At 56.0% G+C, this 23,563-nt stretch carries 21 protein-coding genes; 9 read left to right on the top strand and 12 right to left on the bottom strand.

The features are described 5' to 3' along the window. Positions 1-208: 208 nt before the first annotated feature. The gene (locus tag J2T09_RS17085; RefSeq protein ID WP_306836831.1) at positions 209-547 is read right to left on the bottom strand and encodes a hypothetical protein; all 339 of its coding nucleotides are present in this window, start codon (positions 545-547) and stop codon (positions 209-211) included. Positions 548-577: 30 nt separating this feature from the next. After that, on the bottom strand, positions 578-841 hold the full coding sequence (locus J2T09_RS27620; protein WP_373458496.1) for a DUF982 domain-containing protein: 264 nt from the start codon (positions 839-841) through the stop codon (positions 578-580). Positions 842-2,010: 1,169 nt separating this feature from the next. Between J2T09_RS27620 and J2T09_RS17090 the strand changes: the two genes are divergently transcribed. The 3 genes from J2T09_RS17090 (at position 2,011) to J2T09_RS17100 (ending at position 3,194) form a co-directional block, all read left to right on the top strand. Further along, complete coding sequence (locus J2T09_RS17090; protein ID WP_306836833.1) at positions 2,011-2,220, top strand: cold-shock protein; 210 nt, start codon at positions 2,011-2,013, stop codon at positions 2,218-2,220. A gap of 164 nt (positions 2,221-2,384) precedes the next feature. After that, positions 2,385-2,606, top strand: a complete 222-nt coding sequence (locus J2T09_RS17095; RefSeq protein ID WP_306836835.1) for a hypothetical protein — start codon at positions 2,385-2,387, stop codon at positions 2,604-2,606. Between the two features lie 192 nt (positions 2,607-2,798). Next, positions 2,799-3,194 (top strand): hypothetical protein, encoded by a 396-nt coding sequence (locus tag J2T09_RS17100; RefSeq protein ID WP_306836837.1) that lies wholly within the window; start codon positions 2,799-2,801, stop codon positions 3,192-3,194. A gap of 324 nt (positions 3,195-3,518) precedes the next feature. Here J2T09_RS17100 and J2T09_RS17105 read toward each other — a convergent pair whose 3' ends face one another. From J2T09_RS17105 to J2T09_RS17110, 3 genes are all read right to left on the bottom strand, one after another. Beyond that, positions 3,519-4,337: an alpha/beta fold hydrolase gene (locus tag J2T09_RS17105; RefSeq protein ID WP_306836839.1), complete on the bottom strand. Its 819-nt coding sequence runs from the start codon at positions 4,335-4,337 to the stop codon at positions 3,519-3,521. 355 nt (positions 4,338-4,692) lie between these two features. Then, the gene (locus J2T09_RS27625) at positions 4,693-4,950 is read right to left on the bottom strand and encodes a DUF3253 domain-containing protein (RefSeq protein ID WP_373458498.1); all 258 of its coding nucleotides are present in this window, start codon (positions 4,948-4,950) and stop codon (positions 4,693-4,695) included. 114 nt (positions 4,951-5,064) lie between these two features. Further along, on the bottom strand, positions 5,065-5,559 hold the full coding sequence (locus J2T09_RS17110) for a DUF1543 domain-containing protein (RefSeq protein ID WP_306836842.1): 495 nt from the start codon (positions 5,557-5,559) through the stop codon (positions 5,065-5,067). Between the two features lie 155 nt (positions 5,560-5,714). On the opposite strand from J2T09_RS17110, the gene J2T09_RS17115 reads away from it, so the two are divergent. Continuing rightward, positions 5,715-7,409 (top strand): FAD/NAD(P)-binding protein, encoded by a 1,695-nt coding sequence (locus tag J2T09_RS17115; RefSeq protein WP_306836844.1) that lies wholly within the window; start codon positions 5,715-5,717, stop codon positions 7,407-7,409. A gap of 387 nt (positions 7,410-7,796) precedes the next feature. Here J2T09_RS17115 and J2T09_RS17120 read toward each other — a convergent pair whose 3' ends face one another. The 3 genes from J2T09_RS17120 to J2T09_RS17130 form a co-directional block, all read right to left on the bottom strand. Beyond that, entirely contained in the window at positions 7,797-10,091 is a 2,295-nt protein-coding gene (locus J2T09_RS17120; RefSeq protein ID WP_306836847.1) for an FdhF/YdeP family oxidoreductase, read from the bottom strand. Between the two features lie 73 nt (positions 10,092-10,164). Continuing rightward, entirely contained in the window at positions 10,165-11,241 is a 1,077-nt protein-coding gene (locus J2T09_RS17125) for a catalase family protein (protein ID WP_306836849.1), read from the bottom strand. An 89-nt stretch (positions 11,242-11,330) separates the two neighbouring features. Next, positions 11,331-11,900, bottom strand: a complete 570-nt coding sequence (locus J2T09_RS17130; protein WP_306836851.1) for a type 1 glutamine amidotransferase domain-containing protein — start codon at positions 11,898-11,900, stop codon at positions 11,331-11,333. Between the two features lie 123 nt (positions 11,901-12,023). Here J2T09_RS17130 and J2T09_RS17135 point away from each other — a divergent pair, with 123 nt between their 5' ends. From J2T09_RS17135 to J2T09_RS17155, 5 genes are all read left to right on the top strand, one after another. Beyond that, on the top strand, positions 12,024-13,094 hold the full coding sequence (locus J2T09_RS17135; protein ID WP_306836853.1) for a DNA topoisomerase IB: 1,071 nt from the start codon (positions 12,024-12,026) through the stop codon (positions 13,092-13,094). Between the two features lie 85 nt (positions 13,095-13,179). Beyond that, positions 13,180-13,581: a DUF2177 family protein gene (locus tag J2T09_RS17140; RefSeq protein ID WP_306836987.1), complete on the top strand. Its 402-nt coding sequence runs from the start codon at positions 13,180-13,182 to the stop codon at positions 13,579-13,581. Between the two features lie 46 nt (positions 13,582-13,627). Next, a complete protein-coding gene (locus J2T09_RS17145) occupies positions 13,628-16,882 on the top strand; it encodes a DEAD/DEAH box helicase (protein ID WP_306836855.1) in 3,255 nt (1,084 codons plus the stop codon). Between the two features lie 68 nt (positions 16,883-16,950). Further along, the gene (locus tag J2T09_RS17150; RefSeq protein ID WP_306836857.1) at positions 16,951-17,268 is read left to right on the top strand and encodes a hypothetical protein; all 318 of its coding nucleotides are present in this window, start codon (positions 16,951-16,953) and stop codon (positions 17,266-17,268) included. Then, positions 17,265-18,473, top strand: coding sequence for an FAD-dependent oxidoreductase (locus J2T09_RS17155; protein WP_306836858.1), 1,209 nt, complete (start codon positions 17,265-17,267; stop codon positions 18,471-18,473). Before J2T09_RS17150 ends, J2T09_RS17155 begins: the two co-directional genes overlap by 4 nt. A 25-nt stretch (positions 18,474-18,498) precedes the next feature. Here the strand turns inward: J2T09_RS17155 and J2T09_RS17160 are convergent, their stop codons facing one another. The 4 genes from J2T09_RS17160 to J2T09_RS17175 all read right to left on the bottom strand — a co-directional run bounded on the left by J2T09_RS17160 (position 18,499) and on the right by J2T09_RS17175 (position 23,502). Next, positions 18,499-19,176, bottom strand: a complete 678-nt coding sequence (locus J2T09_RS17160) for an SDR family NAD(P)-dependent oxidoreductase (protein WP_306836860.1) — start codon at positions 19,174-19,176, stop codon at positions 18,499-18,501. 9 nt (positions 19,177-19,185) lie between these two features. After that, positions 19,186-19,647 (bottom strand): TspO/MBR family protein, encoded by a 462-nt coding sequence (locus J2T09_RS17165; RefSeq protein WP_306836862.1) that lies wholly within the window; start codon positions 19,645-19,647, stop codon positions 19,186-19,188. A gap of 87 nt (positions 19,648-19,734) precedes the next feature. Continuing rightward, positions 19,735-21,258 carry a (6-4)DNA photolyase gene (gene phrB, locus J2T09_RS17170; protein WP_306836865.1) on the bottom strand — a complete coding sequence of 508 codons (1,524 nt, stop codon included), beginning with the start codon at positions 21,256-21,258 and terminating at the stop codon, positions 19,735-19,737. Positions 21,259-21,405: 147 nt separating this feature from the next. After that, a complete protein-coding gene (locus tag J2T09_RS17175) occupies positions 21,406-23,502 on the bottom strand; it encodes a catalase (RefSeq protein ID WP_306836989.1) in 2,097 nt (698 codons plus the stop codon). Between the last annotated feature and the right edge of the window lie 61 nt (positions 23,503-23,563).

A 23,563-nucleotide genomic window follows, 5' to 3' on the forward strand; every position in this document is an offset into this window, starting at 1 on the left:
CTGGCGTGTGAAGCCCAATCTCCCCGATCCACGAATCGTCTGAAGCTAATGCCATCGAGATGCGTTCGGAGCGATGCTTGCTCGCTAAGCGGTCAATATTTCGAGCCATTGACGCGCCCGGATGTATGCATATAGCTGTTTGCAGGTGATTGCCTGCTCGACAACAAGGTTCCCCTTCACAATCGTTTCGTCAAAAGTCGCTTCTGATTCATTCAGACGGTCCAGGATGGACCTTCAGTTGTTGTTCACCTGCAAGCAAAGCGACCAGCGCTATTTCTTCAGAGGAACTGCCATCGCGATTTAGGAATTCCCGCATGCTGATCATCGTCTGATGCCCACCCGCTCGCTCAGTCTGTTTATGAAGCACAAAGGCTTCCGCCATTCCCGTTGCGTTGATTAGAAACCACCTATCGCCATTTACGCTTGTTGCAAATTGCCTAATTGGATGGGGACTGCAATCGATGATGCGTGTAGTTTGGTCGAATGAGAGAGCCCTGTGATTTTGCTCGCTGTTGTCATTGGCGTGACGGCGTGATGAGATGGGCACGATAATCTCCTGATGAGCATAGGCCGCGTGTTACCTGCTGTCACAAGCTAGAGACTCAGCCGCATATGCTGCGACGAAATGAGGGCGTGCCATTTCCGGATGCACCTCTCCGATGAGCGCGCCGAAGCAAAGAGATCTGGCACGCCAATACAATGGGCCGGATTGGCGCTTGAAATGCGAATTCATGAAACGCAAGGCGTCGCCGGGCCCAAGAATCCGTGCAGCATCCGCATGTGACACTACAACCGGTGAGGTCCAACGAGCTGAAAAGTGCGCTTGCGTAACTGATGGCATGGCTTTCCGACCTTTTCACAGAGACGTCACGTTTAGGCTGACGTCAGTCTCGTGGGCCGGATGACTATCCCTGAACCGCATTGGACTTGGCCGCATAACTTACGCAGTAGCCTTCGGCAACCCCGGCGCGGTTCAGTGCTGTGTTGGCCCTGAGCTCAATCCGGGAGCTTTGTTAAGGATGCAGGCGAGTTTTTCAGCGGTCTCTTGCTCGAGGCCAATCATTGCCAAGTCCAATATAAGAGCCGCTGCCTGGGTGAGGCTATCGAGAACCGACCATGAGTTGTCCGCATTTCTGGTCGCACTGAAACGCTGTTGGTGCCTCTCACCCACGCTGATCTTTCGCTTTCCATTTCCGATTTTGCCCGCTCCCAATCTTAAACTCCAGAGCGCTCAAATAGTGCCTACGAGCTAATCAATGCGATCAGTGTAGCGATCTTGTTCGAGAAACTGATTTGGCCAGCGGTAGGCCGAACGTGAGATGTCCCACAAGTCTTGAGGATATTTCCAGATCGCACGGGATACATCGGTGTAAAGCTTTTGCCAGATCTGCTGGAGAACGCATACCTGACTGGAACAATCTGATAATGAGAAGGGCGGAGACGTTTCGTCTTCCAGTTTCTAACGCTGCATCGTCCAAGACACGGCGCAGCATCTCTAGGTCGCTTTTTGTCAAATCTACAGTTGGGGTATCGGAAGACATCACGTCCTCCTTCAATTGGGGCCAAGCCTCGACTTGAGCAGCAGCGCCCTTGCAAAAGGCTGCCGAGAATTAAAGCATGCACGCTTAGTGAGGGGTGGTCAACACATCTCTCTTGAATGCCAAGCCAAGCTGTGCCTCCAGGCATCATGCCACAATGACCCTTACCCGAGAGTTGGATCATGAAACGCCATCAGCTTGAGGCAAACCTTAGTCCGCTCAGAAAGCGGTAGAGCTAATACGTCCACCGCACAAACGTGATCAACCTGTACCTGGCTACTATTCGCCAAGATGCACGTTTGCGTAGTGCGTGCCCTTGCAATATCATAAATTGTATCCATATAAGCTTTATCGACCATTGCTTGTGATTTTGGTCCGGAGCATCGCTCCCGTCGGATTTCCTCTCAAATAATCGACCTTAACCCGCAAGGCATCGCGGGAACCCCAACGATTGCTTTGAAAGGAAATCGTCATGAATACTGGTACCGTTAAATGGTTCAACTCCACCAAAGGCTTCGGATTTATTCAGCCTGACAATGGTAGCGCGGATGTCTTCGTGCATGCGTCTGCCGTTGAACGCGCCGGAATGCATTCGCTCTCGGACGGCCAGAAAATTTCGTACGAGGTTGTCGCGGACCTTAAGTCCGGCAAAAGCTCGGCCGAAAACCTTCAGGCAGCTTAAACTTCCCATTTGCTCCGCTGACCACGGATGTACTGGCAGCAGAGCTGAGAGACGTTGAAAGGTCGGGTTAGCGCCCGGCCTTTATGTTTTCGACCGAAGGCTTCTCCTTGGTGGCTATCACTAGAGGGCCGAATTGGTCGACCATCCTTTGAAGGAGGACATTCATGGCAGCCACAAAAGATGCATTCTTTAAACCCGAAAAGATCTCCGCTCAGGATAGGGCCAAAACCACAACGGATGTCGCACGGCAAATTACGGAAATGGAGACAGCGGCCCGCGTCAGCAAAACAGCCCGGCTGCGTCAGTTACGAGAAGCGCAGCCGATTGAGCCAAAAGCGATTCGCCCGGTTCGGGGCCGAAAGACAGCACCAGCGATTTGGTTGTGAGCGCGCTCAGCCGGTGCGTTCACGCTGGTCGGCTCATTCTAAGCCCATCAATGTTTGAATATGAGGAGGGGATATGTCTTCTGCCCAAGAAAAGATCTGGCGAAACTGTTTTAGTACAGCTCCAGCAGTCGTCAGTGTGATCAGCTTTACCTTCATCCTGTTCATGATTGCGGAGGGCTGGCTGTGGTGAACATGAGCGACCTGAAGCAGTCTCTTCTTCACAGGCTTCTCAAGCGAGCAGGCTATGCCACGCTCGACCTGAAGCCAGAAGCAGGTTCAAATCGCTTGGTGGAGGTTGCTCTTATTGCGCAAATCCGGTCCGGTATGATTGCACCGGACGAATATCCCCAGCCCGCAGCGACGAGGACGGCGCTCAACCAAAACAACGACGTCGAATTCTACACGAGTTCGAACGGGGATCGTTGGTTCCTTTGCGGGCATGAAAGGACGGATCAGGGTTTCGTCTTGCACCGTAGCAATCCTGCCTCAGGTGGACATGAAATGCGGACGTCAATTGGCTCCTTCCTTGCCATGGCACCGAAAGGGCCTGAACATGAAGCCCTCCTAGCCCTTTTTAAGGGTAGCTGAGTGCGTCAAGTTTGCGCCTATGAGTGTGGAAATGTCTGCTACCACTTGGCAGCAAATCAAGAGAATAGGCCTCCACCTCAAGCTTTCGAACGATAAATAGATAAATCAGCGCTTATTGGGCGACGAACGCAAATATCTGGAATCGTTCAGCTTTGATTTGCGGGGCGAAGGTTCAAATCCGTTCAAGACCTTAAGTAGAGATCAAAGAGGCCTTGCAGAAAAATGCACGGTTTCACAAATGACGACTATTGAGGGTGCGGCGTAAGTGACCCGCTCGGAATTGGTACCCAGCCAAGCCACACAGGTTTGGCTGGGTATTTCTTCTCAACCGAGGAATTCGATCAGGTCGCGGTTCAGCCGCTCAGGGGCCGTCGCGAACAGACCATGCGGCTCGCCGTCATACTCGATCAGCTTGGATCCAGAAATTCCATTCGCCGCGGCGCGGCCGGCCGGATCGATCGGCACAGTCTTGTCCGACGTGCCGTGGATGACAAGCGTCGGGATCGTGAATGCCTGAAGGTCAGGCCGGAAGTCGGTCCGGCCAAAAGCGTCGATGCAGTCGATCGTCGCCTTCGGGCTCGCCATCACGCCAAGCACGAACGACCAGTCCAGCACGCCCTGGCTGACGGGCTTGCTGACGAGACCGACGCCATAGAAGGTCTTGGCAAAACTCTGGAGGAAGGCGAAACGGTCTTCCCGCGCCTGAGACTTCATATCCGCAAAGACGCTGTAATCGACACCATCGGGATTGCTGTGATCCTTGAGCAGATATGGCACGACAGACGAGATCAACACCGCCTTTGAGACGCGCGACGCGCCGTGTCGCGAGAGGTATCGTGCAATCTCACCACCGCCCATCGAAAAGCCGACAAGATGCGCCTTTTCAACCTTGAGGCCTTCGAGCACCGACGCAAGGTCGTCAGCAAAGACGTCATAGGTGTAGCCGTCGGCGGGATGGCCCGACTGGCCGAACCCGCGGCGATCATAGGTGATCACCCTGTAGCCGGCTTCGAGAAGCGCGACTGTCTGATATTCGAACATGTCGCCAGTCAGGGGCCAGCCGTGGATTAGCACGACCGGATGGCCCTGACCCATATCCTTGACGTGGAGCTGAGTGCCGTCTTTTGCTTCGATAAATGCCATGATGGGTTTCCTTCCTCGTGAAGGAAGGTAACCAGATGCGACCGGCTTGGTTCCTTGGTGCCGAAGCAAGTTCCCGCAATCTGACGAACCATTCCGCTCCTGCATCGTTCTGACTAAGCGCGACGACATCCTTCGTCGCCCTGCAGCCGGAAATCAGGAAGGAACCGTTCATGGCACATTGCGATGCCGTCGGGACGGGGCATCCACTCCATCAGCTCCCAGTGGGAATCAACACTCAGCGACGATATGCAGGTCCTGACAAAGCCATTTCAAATGGACTTGATGGCAGAAAAGGTTCGTCAGATGCTTGGTTGAAAAGGACCCTAGTGGCGTTCTTTGATCGGCAATTACTTCCTCAGTCCTGCTTGTGCGGGGCGCGTATACGATAGGGACCTGATCGTTCGGTCATCAATGAGGACTTCCATGTCAGAACGATCTCTCCTCGCTCGATCAGGGCATCAACTGCATCGTGGACCATCGGCATGTATCTGCGCCAGTCGTGGGGAGTGTTGTTGTCCTTTGCGAGGCTGCGTGCGACTTCGCTCGGGCACGTCGTGCCCGTGGGTCGACTCGCGGCAAAGCTTAAGATCGTTGACACTGCTTGCTCGCTCATGGCTCTTTTTCAGTCTCAGGGTGCGGCCAACGGCCATCCGGCATCGTATCGATGTGAGTCATGCTACCTATGGCGACGAATGCGTCCGGCGTTACCTGCGGAGGAAATACACAGCTAGGCAAGTCTGAGATATTTGCAGACGAATTCGAACGGCCGTTCTTCCAGAGCTTTTGTCAACCGGATCGAGTATCCATAATGCTTTGCTTGTGCGCTGACGTCGATCGCCTTTTCCACCTCGAAGACGTTGTCCTTGTGAGGCAATTGCCAGTGACGCACTTCCGATAGTGCCTTCTTGGTGGCAGCTCGCGCGTCGGAAGCGATGAGAAGGACTTTCTTGTGAATCTCGCCGAACTCCTTGGCGTCATATCCTCCGAAATTGAGGAAGAACAACTTTTCCTCAGTCTCTGAGGGTGAGGCTGTCACCAGATCAATGTCAAATCCATCCGCTTGGGTGAGCTCGCCCCAGCAATCGAGGTGGAGACTTTTTGGATCGCCCCACCATTGCTGCCGCAAGTCGTCGTAGCAGTCTTCCGCGCTCTCTCCAATCGAAAACCGGATGTCATGCAACTCGATATTCGATCCACCGCAATCACCGCCGATATAGAACATGAAAAGTTTCATACGCTTGCCTTCTATTCCTGCGTCCAAGGCGTAAATGGCTTTTTCGTGCGTGTCGTCAATGAAAGACCAGCCAAGGCTGGAACAGGCTGTCGAAGTAATCGTTTGATAGCTGCGCAGTGCGTCCCGCGCTGCTGGAGTCCCAAATGCGTAAACGCGTCGCCATCGTCGGGTCCGGCCCGACGGCTCTGTATGCCCTGCAAGATCTTACAAAGTCCAAGTCATCTTTAGCAATCGTGATTTTCGAAGATTCGGCTATAGCCGGCAAGGGGACGCCCTATCAGCGCGGGATCAACGATCCTGCGATGCTGTCGAACATTCCGAGCATCGAAATTCCTGATCTTCCTGAGACCCTCGTTGCCTGGCTTGCCGAACAATCCGAAGAATATCTGTCGGAATTCGAGATCGAACGCATCGGCATATCTGATCGTGCCTTCTACCCACGTGTCGTTATCGGCGACTATTTCCGGGCGCAGTTCGAGAGGATCGTGGCTAAGGGTGAGCAGGCGAACCATACGATCTGTGTTTGCGAGCGCTCTCAGGTCGCGGACATCGCACCCAGTGGCAATCGCTTTGTCGTGAAGTACGGAGAAGAAGCGAGCCTCGAACTCTTCGACTATGTGATCGTAGCAACGGGGCACAGTTTCCCGTCCGCACCCGAAACGTCGCCGGGCTACTTTGCCGCCCCATGGCCCGCCACCGCGCTGCAGTCGATCCCGAGTGGTAAGATCGGTGTGCTCGGAACTTCGCTGAGTGCGATCGACGCGGTAATGACGGTTGCAACCATGTTTGGCCGGTTCGATCGAAACGCGGATGGTTGTCTCAACTACCAGGTTCAGGATGGTCACGAAGGGTTTGAGGTGTCGATGATGTCGCGCAAAGGGCTACTTCCCGAAGCCGACTTCTTCTTTCCCATCCCTTACGAAGATCCGTTGATCTGCACGACGCAAGCGGTGGCTGCCCGTATGGCGCTTGGCAGTAGCGGTCTGCTCGACGATGTGTTCGACCTTCTCCGTCAGGAACTGTTGGTAGCCGATCCGGAATATGCTCAGTTCATCGGGCTTAATGAGCTGACGGTCGACACGTTTGCAGCAGCCTATTACGGCGTGAGAGACAGCTTTGACCCTTTTGAATGGGCTGCGTCGAACCTCGACGAAGCCAAACGAAACTATGCAGCCAAGCGCACGGTGGCATGGCGGTATGCAATCCTGATCATCCACGAGATTATTGAGACCGCTGTCAGCTATTTTACCGCGGAGGACCTTGAGCGATTCAACCGATCGTTCAAGAGCATTTTTGCCGATGATTATGCCACCGTACCCCATCTATCGATCGAGCGCCTGATTGCGCTCCGTAAGGCCAATAGGCTTAATATTATAAAGCTCGGCGACCGATCGGAGATTTCATCGGACAATGTCGAACGCGGTGCTATCGTCACGTTCGAGGACGGCACGCTGCAGTTCGATACCTTTATCGACGCCACGGGACAGAAAACCCTATCGGCGGATGATTTGCCATTCCCGTCACTTCACGACGCTGGACTGATATCGCAAGCGCGAACTGTTACTCCGCGTGGAAACCTAAGGCGTACCGGTGGTATCGATGTCGACGAACAATGTCGGCCGCTTATTGCCGGGATCAAGCCGGTGCGGCGTCTGCATATCCCCGCCGTGTCTTATCTTCTCCACAAGCGGCCCTTTGTCCAAGGCATCACCAGTGCCGCCGAGCTTGGACAGATCGTCGCTCGATCTGTAATCGCTGACCTGATGCGGCCAGCTCGTAGCCGTCGTGCCGCGACAGCTACCAAATCACCGAAGGCCGGCGCTATCGAACTCGTGTGAACGCCATGCGTGACGGTTCAGCGCGGCTTCGAACCGGGCTACAGTCATAAAAGGGGCTAACCCGAACTGTCGAGCCAAATCCGATACTAACAGCAGCCTTTCACAGGTCGGGTAAGGTAATTGACCAATGCTGGAGCGAGAATCCGAGCACGCGGTCTAACCGCCAATGTATGACCCATCCGTCTTGACAGCGTTTTCGATTGCCTCAGGATCACCGACGAACGTAGCGTCCTTGAATCTAATCGCTTTGAAAGGGACCCAAGACTTGCCATTAGGATGTCCTGGGCGAGGGGAATTCTGTTCGGGAACGATCAGGTAAGGCGGATGCGATCCGGCGTGGTCAGTCGAAAACAAGTAAGCGTCCGTCATGTGACCTCGTGATACTGACTATAGGGCTGCGTGGGTTTTCACCTGAATCCGGACAGGCACTGCTTTCGACGCTGGCGTCTTCGACAACTCATCGTGATGGTCGATCGCAACCAGTACATTAGCTTCAGGATAGTACGCTCCAATCGTTCCTTGCGGAAGATTATGTTTGGTTACCGTGAGACCGGGAAGCTCACGCGTGATCCCGTCTTCGAAATCGCTCACAAGGGTAATGACCTGCCCCTCGTGCAGCCCCGCCGACTGGATATCATCGGCGCACATCAGCACCACGTCTCGGGTTCCTTCGATCCCGCGAAACCGATCTGAATACCCATAAACCGTCGTGTTGAACTGATCGTTCGACCGCATGGTCACGAGGCGGTGGCGCCCCTCGGCATCGCTGAACGCCAAGGCGTTAAGCTGCTTGGGTGTCGTGAAGACTGCTTTTTTCTCTTCGGTCTTCCAGACGCGCTCGTGTGCCGCATTGCCCCGGTAAAATCCGCCCGGCTTAAACATACGATCGTTATAGTGCTCGAATTGATCCGGGTAGGTCGCCTCGATGAGGTCACGGACGAGACCATAGTCACCCGTCCACTCATCCCATTTCAGCGTTGGGCTCGGGGCAACGGTCGCTCTCGCAATGCCGGTCACGATTGCAAGCTCGCTTCGAAGGTGTTTGGAGGCTGGCGTACGTTTGCCGACGGATCCCGAGATGTGAGAAAAGCTGTCTTCGGTGGTGACGGACTGCGCGCCCGTGGCTTGCTCGTCGCGCTCTAAGCGTGAAAGGCACGGAAGGATGTAGGACTTCGTGCCTGGAAAGAGGTGGCTTCGGTTCAGCTTCGTCGAAACGACGACGGTCAAATCCTGCTGGGCCCAGGCGTTTTCCATCGCCTTTTGATCGGGAACGGCGCGGACCAGGTTGCCGCCAAGCGATATAGTTACCTTGATCTTTCCCGCCATCATGCCCTTCACGGCATCAACGATCGTCACACCATCTTCGGTTGGCGGGTCAAAATCAAAGAGAGACTTCAGCTTGTCCATGGGGATAAGCTTGGCCTTCTCCGCAATACCGACAGTTCGTTGGCCTTGAACGTTCGAGTGGCCACGCACCGGACAGCATCCTGCACCCTCGCGCCCGATGTTGCCGCGCAGAAGAAGGAGGTTGACGACCATGGCAACGTTCAGAGCGCCCTGTGAATGCTGCGTCAGCCCCATCCCGTAGACACCGATCACGCGCTCCGCGTGAGCGTAAATCTCACCGGCACGCCTGATCGCGTCCTCAGTCAGGCCGCTTTCCGCCTCGATTGTGCTCCATTCTGTCGATCGGATAAGATCGATGAAGCTGTCAAAACCGACCGTGTGCTCATCGATGAAAGGGACGTCGAGAAAGCGCGGCGCTCCGCTCACCAGGGCGGCATCGTCCGCCTCGACGAGGACCTTACAGAGACCGAGAATGGCAGCGATGTCACCGCCAGCGCGAACCTGAAGATACTCATCGCTGATCTGGGTCTCGCGTCCCGTCAGCATATCGACAGGGCTCTGCGGGTTGACGAAGGAAACCAGGCCTTGCTCCATTACAGGATTAAACGTGACAATTTTTGCCCCGCGCTTTTTCGCCTCCTGGAGCGGGTGAAGGAAGCGCGGGCTGTTCGATCCTGGATTCTGGCCGAAGAAGAAAAAAGCGTCAGCTTTTTCCAGGTCATCCCAAACGATAGTTCCGACTGGAGAGCCAATCACCTTCTGCAGCCCAACCGATGTCGTCTCGTGGCACATGTTCGAGCTTTGTGGAAGATTGTTGTTGCCGTACGTTCGAGCCAGCAAAGCATAGAGGTAGGATGCTTCCAAGCCCGCATGACCAGACGAATAGAAAACAACGCTCTCGCGCGGGAGGGACTGTAACGTTTTGCCGATATCTTCGAAGGCGTCTTCCCAAGCGACTTCAACATACCGATCGGTTGCGCTATCGTAACGCAAGGGGTGTGTCAGTCGGCCAGTCTGTTCGAGGTTGTAGTCTTTCCAATCGCGAAGCGCGGTCACAGTATGATCGGTCCAGAACTCTGGGGTGCAGCGTGCGCTCGTCAGGTCCGAGATTGTCGCTTTCGCGCCGTTCTCGCAAAACTCAAATGGGTGATAATTTACCGCTTTGGGCCAGGCGCAGGAGACGCACATGACGCCTCCCGGCTTGTTCTGTCGGGCCAGTTCCTCAAGAACCATTGGGGACGGCCGCTCATCACCAATGATACGTGCGATCGATTTGACTGATCCCCAGCCGCCAGAAGGGCCGCCGGACTCAGGATTGTGCATCATCTCAGTCATGGAAGATTTCCGATCAAAAAGGACGAAGGCGCTCCGTTTACCGGAACGCCATGGGGAAGAAGCTCAGGAAGGGTTAGTGAGATGGCTCGTGGAACGGGCAGCCATTGAAGCGGGCTCGGAACTCTGCCGAATGTCGGTAGGGATCTCTACGCGCCCGATTGATGTTGCCGAGCGGCCGGTGCGCATCTAGACCGGTCCACACGCTGAACCGCATCTCTTCATCGACCTTTTGGACGTTCACGTCGCTCCAGCTATCCTGTGGCATCGCAGTGACCTTCGCTACAGTAACGAAAGGAGCGTCTTCCTCTTTCCACTCGACCGTCGGATCCTCGATGGGCTGGTCTTCCAAATTTCGACAGAGCTGGACCTGGAATTCCCAGACCCCGTTGGTTTCCTGCATTTCCGCCTGAACAGTTTCGCGAATGGCGTTTTCACGAACGGTTGCGTCAATGAGGGTGTCCGTCCGCTGTGTCAGGTCCGGTGAGATCGGCTTCAATTTGAACTTGGCTACGTAATCACCGTAGCGGAACGGTGTGACGCTGAAATATGTCTCGCCAAGTGGGTCAGAATTCGGCGCGCCACCGAGGGATTGAATGGTCGGGCTAGCAACACCGACCGCTTCAAGGCCCTTGTTCACCGTCTGGAGCACGCTCGACAGCACAGTCTTGGTGCCTTCCATCCGGTCTGTCGTCTTTGCGAGAAGCTTCAGACTGGATAAAAATTTCTTGGCATTCGGGGCTTGAAAGACAGGGCCGTTGACCATGATGAAATCTTGTGTCGAGCCTTCGGCGTCAGGAAGCCGCGGCCCTTCGACATCAAGCACCTTCATGGCAAGGCCTCGAGGCAAGGAGATTGCGTCGGGAAGAATATCGCCGGCATTCGTCGAGAGGCGGAGAAAAACCTTGTGAGCTCCGGGCGTCGCGAACATACCCTGGGCCAGCTCAGGCGGCAGGCCGGCTGCGACTGTCATCGCCGCTTCGATGATGCCATGCGCCTTCGCATGCACTGAGCGGACGGCATGACCATAATCTTCCGCCGTCTTCTGCATAATGACGTCGAACTGTTCATTCAGACCAGCAATCGTCTCTTTCTCGTCATCTCTGATGCTCTCCAGATCAGATGAATAGCGGATTGGCTGTGATATCGACATGAGGCGCTCCCCGAAAGATCGGGAAACGCTGCACTTCAAGCGAAGGTTCCGCTAGCAAAAGTGCTGATATATAGTCATAAAACAACGGGTTATGCGCTGCGTGTCTGCCCGCGATGTTTTCCTTCTTCGAACTCCTCGACGATCTTGTCGCAGAATGCCGGAAGGTCGTCAGGGGTTCTGCTAGTGACAAGGCCCTGATCGCAGACCACCTCCTCGTCGACCCATGTGCCGCCTGCGTTTTCGATGTCTTTGCGGACCGTCGGAAACGAGGTCACGGTCCGTCCTTGAAGAACGTCGGCTTCCACCAACAGCCATGGTCCGTGACAGATGACACCTACCGGTTTGCCCTGTTGGAAGAACGAATGTACGAGAGCGACCACGTCCTTATCGGCCCGGAGCTTGTCAGCACCGACACAACCGCCGGGAATGACAAGCCCATCGAATTCCGCAGCGGAAACTTCAGCAACCGCCTTGTCCACCACAAAACTGCCACCTGCATCGAGATCGTTATTGTTCGTCTTGGCCTCGCCCTTCTCGATACCGATTACGGTTACCGACGCACCAGCCGCCTCAACGGCGTCCTTCGGCTGCTTGAATTCGGGCTCTTCGGTACCGCGTGGTGCGATAAGGATCGCAATTTTTCTGCCGTTCAACGTCATTGAAGTTTCCTTTCGCGTTCACTGGAGGCGGCCAACGAAGAAGCAGCGATGATGTTCCGGATCGTCGGCTCATGGATTGTCCTGCAGCGCGGAACAGCCGCTCGATCTGTGAGTTATTGGCCAATGAACCAGATCATTACGAAAATCGACACAATCGCGGCTGAAGCGAAGCTTGCCTCAGGGCTTGTTTATGTTCCAGGTCTGGAGACCGGGATCACGCGTACGGTGGGGGCCAACGGCTTCTTGTATTACCGTCCAGACGGGCGGCGGATAAAAGAAGCCGATGAGATAAAACGTCTGAACGCCTTGGCGATCCCACCGGCATACACCGATGTGGTGATATCAACTAATCCTTTCTCGCATCTGCAAGCAATCGGCAAAGATGCGCGGGGCCGGAGGCAATATCGTTACCATCCTGACTGGCACGCAGAACGCGGCAAGGCGAAATTTGAACGGCTCGTCGATTTTGCGGACCGCTTGCCTGACTTGCGTGAAAGGGTCGAGCAGGACCTCCGTTCTCGCGGTCTTGGCATGGATAAGGCGCTGGCCACCGTAGTGTGGATGCTCGATAACCTCTACATCCGCGTCGGCAACGCGACCTATGCAGAGGCGAACAAGTCCTACGGTCTGACGACCTTGCGCAGCCGGCACGTGAAGGTCGAGGGCGGCAGCTTGAAGTTCCGCTTCAAAGGCAAGTCCGGCAAGGAATGGAACTTGGCGCACAGCGATCGGCGTATCGCCAACGTCGTTCGAAAACTGCAGGAACTTCCAGGTCAGCATCTCTTCCAATACGTTTGCGATGACGGTGGCCGCCGCGCGATTTCCTCCCATGACGTCAACGATTACATTCGCGAAGTGACCGGAGACGATTTCAGTTCGAAGCAGTTCCGAACCTGGGGCGCCACTTGTATGGCGGTCGAGGCACTGGCAGCGCTCGAGGCGGCCGCCACGAAACGAGAACTGAACCGTCAGTTGAACGAAGCGATCGACACGGTGGCTGCAAAGCTCGTCAACACACGTGCTGTGTGCCGCTCATCCTACATCCATCCAGCAGTGTTTGAGGATTTCCAGTCGGGGATGCTGCGAGACGTCCTGAAGCTCAAGAGCAAAAGCGAGCGGCTGCAGCAGTGGCTGGACGAGGAAGAAATTCGCGTGCTGAGATGGCTGAAGCGCCGAACCGCGGCGGCTGCATGACATCTACATCATATCATCCTCCCGAGCCTACGGTTCGAGAGACCGATAACCAGCTTTGCTAGATGACAGAAAACGGATGAGCACGATGAAGACATTTGGAATTGCCTATTTCTCGACGCTCGTCCTGTTCTTGGCTATCGATGCCATCTGGCTGGGCGTAGTTGCCCGCAAGTTCTACCAACAGCAACTCGGCGATCTGATGCTGCCGTCGCCAAATCTTGCCGTGGCCGCAGTGTTCTACCTGTTCTTCGCTGCAGCGATAGTTGTTCTGGCAGTCCGGCCCGGGCTTGAAGTGGGGTCGCTATGGACAGCGGCCGGCTATGGCGCCTTGCTTGGGCTCGCCGCCTACGGGACCTACGATATCACCAATCTGTCAACCCTGAAGAACTGGCCCGTAACCCTCAGCGTCGTCGATATGATCTGGGGCACTGTGCTGACAGGGCTCGCTAGCGCAGGTGGATATGCTGTAACTCGCTACTACGGATAGTCGCTTTTTCAAACGATTTGACACATTCAAAAGACTGGAGAATGACTTGCGCGTATCCGAGTATTCAAGTGTTACGATCCCGGTCTTGCCGTCTCCGGTACAGATTAACCCGTCACTCGTCGCAGCCAAGCTTGTTGAGATCATGCAGGTGAACCAGCAACCGCATGTCTTCATTGCTTCGACGGATGGGACAGCGGAACAAATCGCCAAAGCCGCCAGATGTCTCGGACCCGGTATCGATGTTCTTCTGCTTCCACCCTGGGACTGCCTTCCTTTCGGTCGGGTTGCACCTTCGAAACAGGCAATGGGAAGACGCATGGACGCGCTTCGTGTATGGCTGCAACCCTCATCGAAGCCCAGGCTACTTATCACATCATTAGGCGCGGCCCTGCAGCCGGTTCCACCCCTTTCCATTGTTCAGGACAGCGAGATTACTTTCAAGGTTGGACAGCCTTTCGATTGCGACGCGTTCAGGCACTTCGTTATTAGAACGGGCTATCTGGAAGAGGCGCTGGCTGACGAACCTGGGGAACTCGTCTTCCGTGACGACATCGTTGACGTTTTTCCCGCTGGCAGCTCGTTGCCGATGCGGATCGTGCTTGATGACAATGGCCGGATCGAGGAGCTGCGGTTCTACGATCCCGCGACTCAGCGGACGACCGAAACAGTCGATCAAATGACCTTCGGGCCAGCGTCCGAATTGATCCACGATGAAATTGCAGTCGCGGCCGACGGGCGTGCCATATCTGTCGAACGCCAGATGCTGCAGACATACGGCAGCGTGCAAACGCTTTTCGATGTCATTGCAGACAGCTCTGTCTGCTTACAGCAAGGTTGGGAAGGCAAGCTCGGCGAACTCGTTGCGATCATTCAAGACGCGACAGAGGCGCATGGGCAGTTGGGCGCGCTCCGCGAGTCACACGCTTTCTATCTTAGTGAAGAGCGGTTTCTTGAAGAGATCGCTCAGTTTGATCGCTGCGCCATCGATTATTCGGACGCACTTCCCTTGCATGAAATCGAAGGCCGCAATCGCCGGAAAGCCTTGGCCGAATTTACCCATCAGCAAATGCTGAAGGGCAAAACGATTGTCCTGGCTGGTTGCGGCGACGCCATGGACGGTCTGTTGCGGGCCGTGGCGCAAGTGTCAGAGGTAACGGCGGCGAATGGCTGGATGGCATGTCTCTCGGCTCCGTCCGGATCTTTGCTGACCCTCAAATGCGGATTGGATCGTGGCTTCGCGGTCGGCGACATCCACGTTGTGACTCCGACCGACGTCTTCGGCGAAAATATTGAAGAGGTCGATACGTCGAACTTCCTGAGGGAGCCGCAAATTCGACTCGGCGACGTCGTCGTTCACGAAGACCACGGCGTCGGGATCTTGAAGGCGCTCGAAACGGTACAGGTAGAGGGCATCGGTCAAGACGCGGCGCGGCTGGAATATCGAGACGGCGCGTCCATCCTCGTGCCGATGTCGGAGTTCGGTAAACTCTGGCGCTACGGATCGTCGCCCGATGCGGTATCACTGGATCGCCTTCATACAGAAGCGTGGTCAAAACGTCGCGCGGCGATCAACAAGGACATTGGAAAAGCTGCGCGCCATCTTCGGCGGCTCGCCAAGGTTCGGGGCGAAACCATTGCAGAGGAATTCGCTCCACCTCAGAAAGCCTTCGCAGAATTCGTGCGCCGGTTCCGTTACTCTGAGACAGCTCATCAGTCATCGGCGATCCGAGCAGTTCTCCAGGATTTGAGTTCTGGGACGCCAATGAACCGCCTCGTCTGCGGTGATGTCGGTTTTGGTAAAACTGAAATCGCGTTGAGGGCCGCGGCTGCGGTGGCCTTCTGTGGCGCGCAGGTAGTGGTGATAGCCCCGACGACCGTGCTGGCCCGTCAGCATTATCTCACGTTCCAGCGTCGATTTGCCAACATGGTCGTCAGAGTCGAGATGCTGTCGAGGGTCGTGGATCGAAAGGCGGCAGCCGAGGTTAAAGCCGGCTTGGCCTCTGGAGAGGTCGGCGTCGTCATCGCCACGCAGGCCGTTCTTGCCAAAGATGTCCGTTTCGCTCGCCTTGGCCTTTTGGTTATTGATGAGGAGCATAAGTTCGGAGCGCGTGACAAACAGGCAATGCGATCGCTTTCGCCTTCGCTACATGTCCTGGCCATGTCCGCTACTCCGATCCCGCGGACACTGCAATCGGCAATGATCGGTATCCAGGACGTGAGCCTCCTCGCAACGTCTCCTTCCAAGCGGCGCCCCGTCAGAACGACGCTCGGTCCGTACGATGGACCTTCCATGCGCGTTGCGTTGCTCCGCGAGTTTCGGCGCGGCGGACAGAGCTTCGTCGTCGTGCCGCAGATCGACGACATCGATGGCGTTCATCAAACTTTAAAAGACCTGGTACCCGAACTGTCGGTTCGCGTCGCACACGGCAAAATGAAAGCTGCCGATATGGACGAGGTCATGGTCGGCTTCGCCGATGGCGATGGGGACGTTCTTCTGTCCACCAATATTATCGAAAGTGGCCTCGATGTGCCGCGAGCCAATACGATCGTCATCTGGCGGGCCGATCGATTTGGCATCGCGCAGCTGCATCAATTGCGTGGCAGAGTGGGACGTGGCCGGACACAAGGTTCTGCCATGCTTCTCGCAGAAGACGTTATCGCGCAAGAGACCCGTTCCCGCCTGTCGACCATGGAGGCCAACGACCGCTTAGGCGCAGGCTTTGCTCTTAGCATGCAGGACCTCGAGATGCGGGGTGCCGGGGACATCGCCGGTGACGATCAGGCCGGTCACATGAGGCTCCTCGGCATCAGTTTTTATCAAAAGCTTCTGGAGCGCGCGGTGCTTTCAGGCGGCAAAGAGGTCTCTCGCGAACAGCAGGATGTCGCGGTAAATCTCGGCGTCACCCACACGATACCCGAGGACTACGTGTCGGACGGCACGGTGCGACTTAACCTCTATACACGATTGCTCCGGGCTGGCGATTTCAAAGCCTTGGACGATCTTCAGGACGAGTTCGACGACCGTTTCGGAGAACTCCCCGACGAGGTTTCGATACTTATCCGGCTTGCCCGACTTCGTATTGCTGCCGACCGATTTGGTGTTTGCAGGATCGATGCTGGACCGCGCGGCCTGGCGCTGAGTTTTGCGTCGAAGCCGAGCCGCAAACAGTTTGAGGCAATGTCGCAGGTCTGCCAAGGCGAATACCGCGACGAGCGGCTGGTTTTCAAACTTTCAACGGACGACGGGCTTGAGAGGTTGTCATTCCTTGAAAAGCTTTTGCGCCCCACCGTACCAACCTGACGCTTAAATTCGAGACGCACGAACCGCTTCGCTTAATGCCGTATGCTTCAAGAAACGGAGGAGAAATCATGTCAGACTCGAGTACCACCACCATCACTGCCCTGTTCCGGACGCGTGAAGAGGCCGACCTGGCGATCGAGCATCTGGTGCAGAAGAACGGCGTGCCTCGACCCGATATTTTCGTTCAGCCGACCGCGCACGAAAATTCAGGTGGCACAGCGCCATCTGGCGGCGATCGTTATCATGAGGACGGTCCGCGAGAAGACGGAAAGTTGACGGGGGAAATCGAAGTTTCAGTGGATGTGGCGGAGGGTGAAATAGCCGCGGTACAACGCACGCTAGGCGACACAGGCGCCATTCATGTGTCCGGGCGTCCGTTGACATGACCGACGACGCTCTAGGAGAGAAAAAAAGGATACTGATCACAGGTGGCAGCATAGCAGGTTGCTCGCTGGCGTGGTGGCTGTCTCGGAGAGATTTCGATGTTACCGTTTTGGAGAGACACGCGACTTTAGGGGATGGTGGCCAGAATATAGACGTGCGCGGCGCCGCACGCGAGGTCGTTCGAAAGATGGGCCTGGAAGAGGGAGTCAGCGCTTCCGGAACCGGAGAGGCGGGCATTCGATTTGTCGATGAACGCAACGAGACGCTCGCGGAATTCGGCGTGGAAGACACGGGCTCTGAAGGGCCGACAGCAGAGCTCGAAATCCTTCGCGGCGATCTGGCGCGACTGTTGTTCGACGCTTGTAGGGAGCGTGTCAAATTTCGATTTGGAGATAAGATCACATCCATCGATGATGGCGAGGGGAGTGCCGCCGTGTCGTTTGAAAGCGGCGGCACGGAGACGTTCGACCTGGTGATCGTGGCGGAAGGCGCGGGCTCTTCGACGCGCGAACTCGTGTTTCCGGGCGAAAATGAACCGCGAACGCTCGATGTCACCATGGGATATTTTACAATCCCGAAGGGGCCGAGCGATACCGACTTCTACCGGATCTACACGGCCGGTGAAGGCCGCAGCATTTGGCTTCGACCAGATAATAAAGGCACGACACGGGCGATCCTGACAGCTCAAAAAGCTCCGTCAGGTGAAGACGAGCTCAGTGTGGGCGAACAGAAGAACTTCCTGCGCGAGCGGTTCGCGGGCGCTGGTTGGGAGACACCACGTGTGCTCGCTGGCTTCGAACAAGCAGACGACTTCTATTTCGATGTTTTGAGGCAAGTGAAAATGCCCCGGTGGTCGAAGGGAACGGTTGTTCTCGCTGGCGACGCCGCATGGTGTGCAACTCCGATCTCTGGAATGGGAACGACACTCGCCATTGTCGGTGCCTACGTCCTCGCCGGCGAACTTGTCAACGGGGGCGACGTGAGCGAGGCGCTGGACCGCTATGAGGAAATCATGGGGCCGTTCGTGGAGAAGGCTCAGGATGTTCCGAAGTCGGCACCCAAATTCCTGCAGCCGCAATCTCGTTTTGGCGTGGCGTTGCAACATATCGTTCTGCGGGTAGCCGATCTGGCTTTGGTCAAAAAGAGTTTGTCGAAAGTTATGGGATCGCAAGCCGATGATTTTGAGCTACCCAACTATGAGCTCTGAACTTTGATGCGTTTGAATGAAGCGGCTACCAATCAATCGCTTCGCCATCGTATGAGAAGAACCCGCCCGACTGTGGCGGGCCGAGCTTTGCTAAAACCTCCAGGAGCCGCGCCGCCGCGTGATCCGGTTCGACAGTGTGATGATCCTTTGAAAACGGTCGTGACAATTGCGTTGCGACCGTTCCCGGGTGGAGGGCCACCACGATCGCGTCTGGATGCGTCCAGCCGATTTCAAGAGCTGCGGTCTTAATGATTTGGTTTTGCGCCGCCTTGGCGGCGCGGTAGGAAATCCATCCGCCCAGGCGATTGTCGCCGATCGAGCCAACGCGCGCCGACAGGGAGGCGAATACGCTTCGTGACTTTCGAGGCAGCAGCGGATGAAAGTGTTTCAGCAGAAGCGCCGGCCCGATGGCGTTGACGCGGAACTGCGACATCATCGCGTCCGCGCTGATGGCCTTGATCGTCTTCTCAGGTGAAGGGCTGTCGATCATCAGCGCTCCCGTCGCGTTGATGATCAGATTGAACGCGCCATATCTGTCACCCAGATCGCGGGCTGCCTGTGTGATCGACGCCTCATCACCAAGGTCGAAGCCGTCTTCGCTCCGAGAAAGTGTTGCGACGGCATCGGAACCAAGGTCGACGCGCAGACGCGCCGCCAGTGCTTGGCCAATGCCGCCAGACGATCCGATCACAAGAGCTTTCACTGTCCTCTCCTAATTTAAGAGGAAGATCGCGGCGTTCAGTGACGTCGCATAGACGAGCCAGAGCGCATAGGGCGCGAAACACCATCGTGCAAATCTGTCCTGGACCTTGATCATGAAAGCGACAACGATTGCCAAGAGGCAGACGATCACGGCGAGGCCGAGTTCGATCTGGTGAAACCCGAAGAACACAGGCGTCCATGTCCAGTTTGAAAGCATCTGTGCCATCCACAGCCGGAAGGCTATCGAATTGAACCCTTCAACGGTTGTGACCCGCCAGCCTGCAATAGCGATCAAGATGTAAACCAGTGTCCAGGCCGGCGCGAACAGCCAATTCGGGGGCGTAAACCATGGCTTCGTCAGCGACTGATACCATTCGCCCGGCCGGATTATGAGGCCGATGGTGAAGCCAACAGCCACTACCAGCACAAGAAAGAGGAACAGGGCGGTATAGCTCCCGCGCGATACACTCATTTCAAATCTCACTCCTATTTGATGACCCGAACCAGATTTGTCATAGTTTCCGGCATTCGTCGTGGGTCATAACCGTGACGCTTTTCCCTAACTAAGGTTAGCCAAGAAGTTCTCGGCCTGCTTCTGTATCTCGTGGCGTGTTTCTTCACTCATTCTTGCCCAGGTGGCATAGGGCTTGGCGAGCCGGCGATTCGATTTCAGCTTTGTCTGATTGCGCGCCAGGAAATCCCAGTACAAGGCGTTGAAGGGACAGGCATTCTCGCCGATGCGCAGTTTCGGATCATACCGGCACGAAGTGCAGTAGTCTGACATGCGGTTGATGTAATTGCCGCTCGCGGCATACGGCTTGGTACCGAGAAAGCCACCATCGGCGAACTGGCTCATGCCAATGACGTTTGGAAGCTCGACCCATTCATAAGCGTCGGCATAGACCTCGAGATACCATCGGTGCACCGCCTTAGGATCGATGCCGGCAAGCAGCGCAAAGTTGCCGGTGATCATTAGCCGCTGGATGTGGTGTGCGTATGCGTTGTCTATCGTTTCGGTGATGACGGTCGCCAGACAGTTCATTCCAGTTTTGCCCGACCAGTAGAACGACGGAAGCGGCCGCGTGTTTTCGAAAAAGTTGCTATCGACGTAGTCGGGCCCAGCGAGCCAATAAATCCCCCGCATATACTCTCGCCAGCCGATGATCTGGCGAACGAAGCCTTCGACTGCATTGAGCGGTGCATTGCCGTCGAGATAGGCGCGCTCAGCGGCACGACAGACCGTGAGCGCATCGAGAAGTCCGATGTTTATGTAAAATGACAGGAGAGAATGGTTGAGGTAGGGATCGTCCTGCAACATCGCGTCCTGCGTCGCACCGAAGTTGGGTAGAAACTCGGCTATAAATTCTTGCAAGACCCGGTCAGCGTCGGGTCGGCGGACTGCAAAGCTGAAGTGTTCGAGCGTTCCAAAATTATCTGGAAACAGGCGGGCGATAGTTTCGATCACCTCAGTGGTAGTATCGTCCGGCGTGAACCTCACGTGCGTCGGGCGAAACAGGTCCGGTTTGGCAGGTTGGCGGTTCTCAACGTCGAAATTCCATCGTCCGCCGACTGGCTCTTCTCCGTTCATCAGCAAACCAGTCATGCGGCGCACGTTGCGATAGAAATACTCCATCGTCAGCGCCTTTCGCCCCTCTGCCCACGATTCGAATTCGTCGTGAGACATCAGGAACCGTCGATCCGGTCGGATTTCAACATGGATATCGAAACAGGCAGCCCATTTCTCCATCTCCAAGCGGACGCGCCACTCACCGGCCTCCGTAACGCAGATCGCCGAGGGTGTGAGATCGTCGACAGCTCGTTTCACCTCAGCTCTGAAGGAGCCAGTGTTGTCGTGATCGTCAATGCGTGTGTAACGAACACGATAGCCGTCAGTGCGTAGCTCATCGGCGAAGTGACGCATGGCCGAGAAGATGAAGGCAATTTTTTTCTTATGATGCCCGACGTACGTTGCCTCGGCCATCACCTCGCACATGAGAATAGTGTCGCGTTCCTTATCGATATCCCGCATCGACGAAATATCCAGAGCTAGCTGGTCGCCAAGAATAAGAATGAGCCTCGACATCGCCACCTTAAAATATGTTGTAAGCTTCAGCGCTGATCCAAGAAAATTCGCTCTGGTATCATCTGGTGCGTCCAGATTCGGCCTCCCCTGCGCAGGGGAGGCCTGCTCTTGAACCAGACCACGCTAGGTCTCGATCGTTCGTTCCGACTAAGCAAGCAGCCTGATCTTTGCCTCTCGATCCCAGAACCGCTTTGCCGCGGCTGCGAGGAAATCGTCGCCAAGACCCGCCACGCCATCGTCGGGTTCTACCCCAGCCTTCTGTAGCAGCGGCTGTGCTTCGTCTGTATGGCCGATCGCCTTCAAGTGGCCAAAGGCGTCCATGACCCACTGAATTGCGGCCGCCTCGCGCAACAGCATCTCGGTGCCTTCCTTGGACAGAACAATCGCAACGGCGTCGAAGAGCTGTGAGGGAGACCCGGCGAGCTGACCGTCGGCCTTGACTGTCTTCCCATCCGAAAGCGTCGCCTTCCCGACTTTCGGCGCGACGACGAAGGGCGTGGCGCCCGACTTGATGATCGCGTCTTTGAGCTTTGCCAGCGCTTTTGCGTCAGTCCCATCAGCAATCAATATGCCGATCTTACGCCCTTCGATCGTCTCGACCATATTCTTCTGGATCGACAGAGCCGGCGATGGCTCAAGATCAATTGGGTCCTTTGCGGCTGGGTTGGCTTTCGGCAAATCGATACCGAGGCCATCGGCGACGCGCGTCGCCAAGTCCTTGTCGACATTCATGAGGTTGGCGATCACCCGCGGCGGCACATGGTCGAACTCGACCTTGGAAAGCTCAAACACGAACGATGACGCGATATGCGCCTGCTCCGATTCGGTCTGAGACTTCCAGAACAGTCTTGCTTGGCTGTAGTGGTCGGCGAATAGCTCGGCGCGGACACGCAGCTTGTCACCCTGTTCGTGTTCCCCGGACGCGCGCTCGAACGAGCGGAAGCCAGTCGCGGGACATTCGCGTGGGCCACCCTCTTCGCCGGCCATCGACAAACTATTCGGCTCGTAATTGGCGCGACCTTTGGGGACCGTCATCTGCATCATGCCGTCGCGCTGGAAATTGTGCATCGGACACTTCGGCGCATTGATCGGCAGCTGATGGAAATTCGCCGTCCCGAGGCGAGACTTCTGGGTGTCGAGATAGGAGAACAACCGTCCCTGCAACAGCGGATCGTTGGTAAAGTCGATACCCGGGACGATATTGGCGGGACAGTAGGCGACTTGTTCGGTCTCGGCGAAGAAGTTGTCAGGGTTGCGGTCGAGAACGAGTCGGCCGACGATCTTCAGCGGCAGCACTTCCTCCGGAATGATTTTCGTAGCGTCGAGCACATCATACGGAAGCTTGCTGGCAAACTCGTCGTCGAACAGCTGAACGCCAAGCTCCCATTCCGGGAAGTTGCCGCTAGCGATGGCTTCCCATAGATCCCGACGATGATAATCATTGTCGGCCGCCTGCAACTTCAGCGCCTCATCCCAGACGGTCGACTGTACACCGAGCTTCGGCTTCCAGTGGAACTTGACGAAGGTCGACTTGCCGTCCTTGTTGACGAAGCGGAAGGTGTGGATGCCAAAACCCTGCATCATCCTGAGCGAACGGGGAATGGCACGGTCCGACATCGCCCACATCAACATATGGGTGGTCTCCGGCAATAGCGACGCGAAATCCCAGAAGGTGCCATGGGCACTCCCCGCCTGCGGATAGGCCCGGTCAGCTTCCATCTTCACCGAGTGGATCAGATCCGGAAACTTGATAGCGTCTTGGATAAAGAACACGGGGATGTTATTGCCGACAAGGTCCCAATTGCCCTGCTGCGTGTAGAATTTGACGGCAAAACCCCGCACGTCGCGCGGGGTGTCGACGGACCCTGCGCCACCAGCGACAGTCGAGAAGCGCACGAACACCGGCACCTTGTCGCCGGGACGCTGGAAGAGATCCGCAGACGTCACGTCGCTCAGCGATTCCGTCAGTTCGAAATAACCATGTGCCGCCGATCCCCGCGCGTGAACGATACGTTCAGGGATACGCTCATGATCGAAATGGAAAATCTTTTCCCGGAGCACGAAGTCCTCGAGCAGGGTCGGACCGCGGCTGCCGGATTTCAGGCTGTTCTGGTTGTCGGAAACCGGAATGCCCTGGTTTGTGGTCAGGTAGGTCTCCGCAGATTGCGGGCCTGTGGACGGTACCCGCTGGTGGGTCTCACCACCTTGTCCGCGTTCTGTTTCAAATTCCTTCGTATCAGCCATCGCAGTGGTCCCTATTTCGAAAATATCTTCACAGGAGATATGCTCGCCTTTCCTTCTGGCA

The sequence above is a fragment of the Neorhizobium huautlense genome, assembly GCF_030811685.1.
Classification (GTDB): domain Bacteria; phylum Pseudomonadota; class Alphaproteobacteria; order Rhizobiales; family Rhizobiaceae; genus Neorhizobium; species Neorhizobium huautlense_A.

Excerpts from the sequence above, each read along its gene's own strand:
- J2T09_RS17115 (WP_306836844.1), top strand. The coding sequence starts at position 5,715 with ATGCGTAAACGCGTCGCCATCGTCGGGTCCGGCCCGACGGCTCTGTAT.
- J2T09_RS17095 (WP_306836835.1), top strand. The coding sequence starts at position 2,385 with ATGGCAGCCACAAAAGATGCATTCTTTAAACCCGAAAAGATCTCCGCT.
- J2T09_RS17130 (WP_306836851.1), bottom strand. The coding sequence starts at position 11,900 with ATGACGTTGAACGGCAGAAAAATTGCGATCCTTATCGCACCACGCGGT.
- phrB (WP_306836865.1), bottom strand. The coding sequence starts at position 21,258 with ATGTCGAGGCTCATTCTTATTCTTGGCGACCAGCTAGCTCTGGATATT.
- J2T09_RS17150 (WP_306836857.1), top strand. The coding sequence starts at position 16,951 with ATGTCAGACTCGAGTACCACCACCATCACTGCCCTGTTCCGGACGCGT.
- J2T09_RS17140 (WP_306836987.1), top strand. The coding sequence starts at position 13,180 with ATGAAGACATTTGGAATTGCCTATTTCTCGACGCTCGTCCTGTTCTTG.
- J2T09_RS17120 (WP_306836847.1), bottom strand. The coding sequence starts at position 10,091 with ATGACTGAGATGATGCACAATCCTGAGTCCGGCGGCCCTTCTGGCGGC.
- J2T09_RS17155 (WP_306836858.1), top strand. The coding sequence starts at position 17,265 with ATGACCGACGACGCTCTAGGAGAGAAAAAAAGGATACTGATCACAGGT.
- J2T09_RS17125 (WP_306836849.1), bottom strand. The coding sequence starts at position 11,241 with ATGTCGATATCACAGCCAATCCGCTATTCATCTGATCTGGAGAGCATC.
- J2T09_RS17175 (WP_306836989.1), bottom strand. The coding sequence starts at position 23,502 with ATGGCTGATACGAAGGAATTTGAAACAGAACGCGGACAAGGTGGTGAG.
- J2T09_RS17100 (WP_306836837.1), top strand. The coding sequence starts at position 2,799 with ATGAGCGACCTGAAGCAGTCTCTTCTTCACAGGCTTCTCAAGCGAGCA.
- J2T09_RS17135 (WP_306836853.1), top strand. The coding sequence starts at position 12,024 with ATGAACCAGATCATTACGAAAATCGACACAATCGCGGCTGAAGCGAAG.
- J2T09_RS17165 (WP_306836862.1), bottom strand. The coding sequence starts at position 19,647 with ATGAGTGTATCGCGCGGGAGCTATACCGCCCTGTTCCTCTTTCTTGTG.
- J2T09_RS27625 (WP_373458498.1), bottom strand. The coding sequence starts at position 4,950 with ATGAGCGAGCAAGCAGTGTCAACGATCTTAAGCTTTGCCGCGAGTCGA.
- J2T09_RS17110 (WP_306836842.1), bottom strand. The coding sequence starts at position 5,559 with ATGTTCTATATCGGCGGTGATTGCGGTGGATCGAATATCGAGTTGCAT.
- J2T09_RS17090 (WP_306836833.1), top strand. The coding sequence starts at position 2,011 with ATGAATACTGGTACCGTTAAATGGTTCAACTCCACCAAAGGCTTCGGA.
- J2T09_RS27620 (WP_373458496.1), bottom strand. The coding sequence starts at position 841 with ATGCCATCAGTTACGCAAGCGCACTTTTCAGCTCGTTGGACCTCACCG.
- J2T09_RS17105 (WP_306836839.1), bottom strand. The coding sequence starts at position 4,337 with ATGGCATTTATCGAAGCAAAAGACGGCACTCAGCTCCACGTCAAGGAT.